The following is a 6344-nucleotide window of genomic DNA, read 5'->3' as shown; positions in this document are numbered from 1 at the left end:
GTTGCGAAGACGTAACGCGACAGAGGCGTACGGCGAAGGCGCGTGGTCCTGACACCCCGTTGCTGGTGTCAAGTTCCCGAGAAGCCAAAAGCTGATCGGGAGCGACGGTGGCAAGAAAGCCCGTTCACCGGGGAGATCGCGTTATAAGCCGTAAAGCCATTGCGCAGGGAAGGCCGGGTGTTCTCCGCTGCCCTGTATGCTCGTGTGCAGCCTACCAAGTGCAAATCGCACACGAGACCGCGGGTGCAGCGCGCACCCGGTCTTCCCTGCGCCCTCTCAATCGAGGGCGGGAAGTTTCCAGCAAACCTCGGGCGCAATGCGTCGCGAGAACGCCAACTCATATTCAGTGTCATCGCCCGGCTTGACCGGGCGACCCAGTATTCCAGAGGCGTCAGTGACAGAACCGAGAAGCCGCGGCGTACTGGATCCCCGCCTTCGCGGGGATGACGAACTCCCGACGGTGCGCGATCATCGCCTTAATGTAGCAATATCAACACCATAGACCGCCGTTAACGACGCAATGCAGCCTCCACCAACATTCCATGGCGCTTTGGCTGCGAATGGCCTAAAGGGAGCCTATCTCATTCAAATCGTTCGGGTCATCGGACCCGCGCATCCTCCAGCCGGCAGCCTCAATCGTATGGTTCGAGGCGTTGTCAGGCTTTCCGGCGCAGATGCGCCCATTAAGGTTCTGATCTCGTGACATCCCTGACCACAAGTCCGCCGCTCGCCCGAGCCCTGGCCGAGCGCAATTTCGATTCCCTGACGCCGGTCCAGACCGCCGTGCTGGCAAATGACGCTGCCGGGCGTGACCTGCTGGTGTCGGCGCAGACCGGCTCCGGCAAGACCGTCGCCTATGGCCTCGCCATTGCCGCCGAGCTGCTCGGCGAAGCCGAGCGATTCGAGCGGGCGGGCGCGCCGCTGGCGCTGATCGTAGCACCCACGCGCGAACTGGCACTTCAGGTCCATCGCGAACTCGCCTGGCTCTATCAATACGCCGATGCGCGCGTGGTTTCCTGCGTCGGTGGCATGGATCCGCGCCGTGAACAGCGCGAGCTCGCGGCCGGCGCCCACATCGTGGTCGGCACCCCGGGGCGGCTGTGCGATCACTTGAGGCGCAACCGGCTCGACATTTCCGAATTGAAGGCCGTCGTGCTCGACGAGGCCGACGAAATGCTCGATCTCGGTTTTCGCGAGGATATGGAGTTCATCCTCGAGACCACGCCGGAGACAAGGCGCACGCTATTGTTCTCGGCAACCCTGCCGCGCGTCATCATCGCCTTGGCCAAGGAATATCAGCAGGAAGCGTTCCGGATCGAGGTCGGCGGCGACGAAGGCGGTCATGCCGACATCGATTACCGCGCCATCCGGATTGCGCCCGGCGACGTCGACCATGCGGTCGTCAACACCTTGCGCTTCTTCGAATCGCCGAGCGCGCTGGTGTTCTGCAACACCCGCGAAGCGGTGCGGCATCTGCAGGCAACATTGTCGGAGCGCGGCTTCTCGGTCGTGGCGCTGTCCGGCGAATTGACCCAGAACGAGCGCACCCACGCGCTGCAGGCATTGCGCGACGGACGCGCCCGCGTTTGCGTCGCGACCGACGTTGCCGCGCGCGGCATCGATCTGCCGAATCTCGATCTCGTCATCCACGCCGATATTCCGAACGATCCCGAAGTCATGCAGCACCGCTCCGGCCGCACCGGCCGTGCCGGCCGCAAGGGTGTCAGCGTCCTGCTGGTGCCGCCGGCGCGCAAGCGGCGCGCGGAAGTGCTGCTGAACCTGGCCGGCATCGATGCGATCTGGGGCACGCCGGCGCAGGCCGATGAAATCCGCAAGCTCGACCAGGAGCGCATGCTGAAGGATGCGCTGTTCGCCGAAGAAACCACGCCCGAAGATCTGATGCTGGCGCAGGCCCTGCTCGCCGAGCGCTCGGCCGAGGATATTGCCGCGGCATTGGCGCGGCTCTATCGCGCGCGGCTGCCGTCGCCCGAAGACATCATCGATCCCGGCGAACATCGCAGCCGGGGCCGCGAGGATCGGGGCCGCGAAAGAGATAGGGATAGTCGTGCGCCGCGCGGTGACGACCGCAACGCCGGTCCACGATCCAAGTCGAAAAAGCCGTCGGCGCGCCACGTCATGGGCGAGAACAGTGTCTGGTTCCGCGCCTCGATCGGCAGCCGCAAGAATGCCGAGGCGCGCTGGCTGTTGCCGATGATCTGCCGCCGCGGCGGCATCGACAAGACTGACATCGGCGCCATCCGCGTCATGGACACCACCACCGAGTTCGAGATTTCCGCGCGCGCTGCCGACAAATTTGTCGGCAATCTCCGCCGTCCCGACAAGGAAGACAATATCCGCATCGAGCCGCTGCCCGAGGGCCCGCAGGGCGAGCCCGCGGCCGAGAAGCGTCCGCCTGCGCGCGAGCGTGAGGAGAGGGCACCGAGGCCGCACGGCAAGCCGTGGCAAGACAAGATTCGGCAGGACAAGCCCAGAGACGACAAGCCGCGCGATGAAAAACCTCGTGACGAAAAGCCCTGGAGCAACAAGCCGCCCGGCGGCAAATCCCGCGACAGCAAGCCGTATGACGACAAGCCTCGCAGCGAAAAGGCCGGATTCGACAACGAAAGACGCTACGATAAGAAGCGGCCATTCCGGGAGAAGCCCGCTTACGCCGCCAAGCCGAAACATGCCGGCGCTGCGAAGCCTGCATTCGGGAAAACGAAGAAGAAATTCCGCGACTGAGGCGGCGCCGGCAACCGCCCGGAGCGATTCACCCGACGCTCATATCCTCGTGAACGGCAGGAAGCGGAAGCTCCTTCGATTGAATTGATGACGGTCGTCATATAAAAAATGGCTGATGGACTTCGAGCGCAGGAGAGATGGATGGGAACGGCGATAATCATCGGTGTCGGGCCTGATCAGGGCCTCGGCGCGCAACTCTGCAAGCGGTTTGCCACTGAGGGCCTCAACGTTCTGGTTGCCGGCCGCACCAAGGCGGCGCTCGACGCCGTCGTTTCCGACATCGTCGCAGCCGGCGGGCGCGCTACGGCGGTCGTCGCCGACGCCACCAGTGAGGCCGATACCATCGCGTTGTTCGACAAGGCCGGTTCCGACCTCGAACTGGCGATCTACAACGCCGGCAACAACACCGCGGGCAAGATCATCGACATGACCGCCGATTACTTCGAGCAAAGCTGGCGCGTCGTGTGCTTCGGCGGCTTCCTGTTCGGCCGCGAGGCGGTCCGCCGCATGGTTCCGAAGGGCGCGGGCACCTTGCTGTTCACCGGCGCCAGCGCCTCGCTGCGCGGCCGCTCGGGCTACGGCGCCTTCAATTCATCGAAGGCGGGCCTGCGCACGCTGGCGCAGGCGATGGCCAAGGAATATGCCGGCGACGGCATTCATGTCGGCCATGTCGTGGTCGATGGCGCGATCGGCGGCGAAAAGATCAAGACGCGTTTCCCGGAGGCCGCCAGCCGCGAGGAGCGCCTGATCAGCATCGAGGGCATCGTCGACGGCTTTGTGTTCCTGCACAAGCAGCCGCCGCGCGCCTGGTCGTTCGAGCTCGATGTCCGAACCATGCACGAGAAATGGTGATCGACTTTCCCAACGGGCAATGATTGTGGCATGAGTCATTCCAGCGAATTGCCTGCAGGAAACGACATGCCCGCCTTTCCGACCTCGACCACCGTCCTTGACTCCATCCTGTTCCGCGACGCCTTCGGCACGCCGGCGATGCGGGAAGTGTTCTCGGATTTCAGCCTGATCTCGCGTTACGCCGAAGTCGAGATCGCGCTGGCCAAAGCCGAGGCGCGCTGCGGCGTCATCCCGGCGGAAGCGGCCGGGGAGATCGCAAAGCGCACGAACGTCTCGGCATTCGATTTCGACCTGCTGCGCAGCGAGACCGATATCGTCGGCTACCCGATCCTGCCGCTGGTCCACCAGATGGTGAAGCAATGTGGCGAGGCCGGCCGTTATGTGCATTGGGGCGCGACCACGCAGGACATCATGGACACCGCCGTGGTCCTGCAGGTCCGCGCCGGGCTCGAAATCATCGAGGCTGATATCGCCGCCCTTCGCGGCATCCTCGCCGAGCTGTCCAAGCGTTATCGCGATACGCCGATGGCGGGCCGTACCCATCTGCAGCAGGCGCTGCCGGTGACGTTCGGCTACAAGACCGCGATCTATCTGGCGATGTTCGATCGCCACGCCGAACGCCTCGCGCAATTGAAACCGCGCGTCCTTGTCGGCCAGTTCGCAGGTGCCGCCGGCACGCTGGCCTCGCTCGGCGACAAGGGGTTTGAGGTCCAGAAGGCGCTGTGCGAGGAACTCGGGCTCGGCGTGCCCGTCTCGACCTGGCATGTCGCGCGCGACGGGCTGGCGGAAGTGATCAACTTCTTCGGCCTCGTCACGGGCTCGCTCGGCAAGATCGCGCTCGACATCATGATCATGGCCTCGACGGAATTTGCCGAACTCTATGAGCCGTTCGTGAAGGGCCGCGGCGCGTCCTCGACCATGCCGCAAAAACGCAACCCGATTTCATCCGAACTGATGCTGGCGGCGTGCAAGGGCGTGCGCCAGCATGCCGGTTTGATGCTGGACGCGATGGTGCAGGACTTTGAGCGCGCCACCGGGCCGTGGCATGCCGAATGGATGGCGATCCCGGAAAGTTTTGTCCTCACCGCGGGAGCGCTGCATCAGGCGAAATTCGCGTTGGGCGGCCTGATCGTGGACGAGAAGAAGATGGCAGAAAATCTCGATATCAGCCGCGGGTTGATCGTCGCCGAAGCCGTCATGATGGGCCTGGCGCCCGACATCGGCCGGCAGGAGGCGCACGACGTCGTCTATGACGCCTGCCGTGTCGCCAACGAAAAAGGCATGACGCTGGCGGATGCGCTGTCCGCGGATCCGCGGGTCGCATCTCGGATCGATCGCGCGACCATCGACCGCCTGACCTCGCCGAAGAATTATCTCGGTCTCGCGCCCGAGATGGTCGATCGCGTATTGGCGGCGTCGAAGCGTTGAAGGTTTCAGCCGGTTCGCCTATCTCTGTAGCAACGATTGATTTGAGGGCCCGTCATGACCGCACACGAACGTAATTTTTCGACGCCGATCGATCCCGTGAAACTCGACCGCCTTGCCGAGGTCGCCGTGAAGGTCGGCCTGCAGTTGCAGCCGGGCCAGGACCTGCTTTTGACCGCGCCGTCGGTGGCGCTGCCGCTGGTTCGAAAAATCGCCGAGCATGCCTACAAGGCCGGTGCGGGTCTGGTGACGCCGTTCCTGTCGGACGAAGAGATCACGCTGTCGCGTTATCGCTACGGCCACAATGACGGGTTCGATCGCGCCGCCGGCTGGCTCTATGAGGGCATGGCGAAGGCGTTCGGCAATAACACCGCGCGGCTGGCGATCGTCGGCGACAATCCGATGCTGCTGTCGGGCGAGGATCCGACCAAGGTGGCGCGCGCCAGCAAGGCCAATTCGATGGCCTATCAGCCGGCGCTGGAGAAGATCGTCAATTTTGAAACCAACTGGAACATCATCGCCTATCCGAGCCCGGCATGGGCGAAGCAGGTATTTCCCGACGTTGCGGAAGACGTCGCGGTGGCCAAACTGGCGGACGCGATCTTCGCGGCCTCGCGCGTCGATCAGGACGGCGCGGTCGCAGCGTGGGAAAAACACAACGCGGTGCTGCGCGAGCGTACGCAATGGCTGAACGGCCAGCGCTTCCACGCGCTGAAATATTCGGGACCGGGCACTGATCTTACGATCGGTCTCGCCGATGGCCACGAATGGGAAGGCGGGGCATCGATGGCCAAGAACGGCATCACCTGCAACGCCAATATCCCGACGGAAGAAGTCTTCACCACGCCGCATTGCCGGCGCGTCAGCGGGCATGTCGTCAGTTCCAAGCCGCTGTCCTATCAGGGCACCCTGATCGACAACATCGCGGTGCGGTTCGAGGAAGGCCGCATCGTCGAGGCCAAGGCTTCGCGCGGCGAGGAAGTGCTCAAGAAGGTGCTCGACACCGATGAGGGCGCCGCGCGCCTCGGCGAAGTGGCGCTGGTGCCGCACTCGTCGCCGATCTCGAAAAGCGGATTGCTGTTCTTCAACACGCTGTTCGACGAGAACGCCGCCTCGCACATCGCGCTCGGCCAATGCTACTCGAAATGCTTCATCGACGGCGGCAAGCTGACGCCGCAGCAGATCGCCGCGCAAGGCGGCAACAAGAGCCTCATTCATATCGACTGGATGATCGGCTCGGCCGAGACCGACATCGACGGCATTCATGCCGACGGCAGCAGCGTCCCGGTATTCCGCAAGGGTGAATGGGCGTGAGCGGGCGCTCA

General features: G+C 64.0%; 4 protein-coding genes. All 4 read left to right on the top strand.

Annotated elements, in window-relative coordinates:
• Positions 1-699 precede the first annotated feature (699 nt).
• The 4 genes from JQ567_RS31165 to JQ567_RS31150 all read left to right on the top strand — a co-directional run bounded on the left by JQ567_RS31165 (position 700) and on the right by JQ567_RS31150 (position 6333).
• On the top strand, positions 700-2742 hold the full coding sequence (locus JQ567_RS31165; protein WP_212442374.1) for a DEAD/DEAH box helicase: 2043 nt from the start codon (positions 700-702) through the stop codon (positions 2740-2742).
• A 141-nt stretch (positions 2743-2883) separates the two neighbouring features.
• On the top strand, positions 2884-3594 hold the full coding sequence (locus JQ567_RS31160; protein WP_212442373.1) for an SDR family NAD(P)-dependent oxidoreductase: 711 nt from the start codon (positions 2884-2886) through the stop codon (positions 3592-3594).
• Positions 3595-3660: 66 nt separating this feature from the next.
• On the top strand, positions 3661-5022 hold the full coding sequence (locus tag JQ567_RS31155) for an adenylosuccinate lyase family protein (protein WP_212442375.1): 1362 nt from the start codon (positions 3661-3663) through the stop codon (positions 5020-5022).
• A gap of 54 nt (positions 5023-5076) precedes the next feature.
• On the top strand, positions 5077-6333 hold the full coding sequence (locus JQ567_RS31150) for an aminopeptidase (RefSeq protein ID WP_212391782.1): 1257 nt from the start codon (positions 5077-5079) through the stop codon (positions 6331-6333).
• Positions 6334-6344 lie beyond the last annotated feature (11 nt).

Source organism: Bradyrhizobium sp. AUGA SZCCT0431 (assembly GCF_018131065.1).
GTDB lineage: Bacteria > Pseudomonadota > Alphaproteobacteria > Rhizobiales > Xanthobacteraceae > Bradyrhizobium.
Note: the sequence above shows the minus strand (reverse complement) of the source record. Positions and strands in the feature narration are given on the sequence as shown.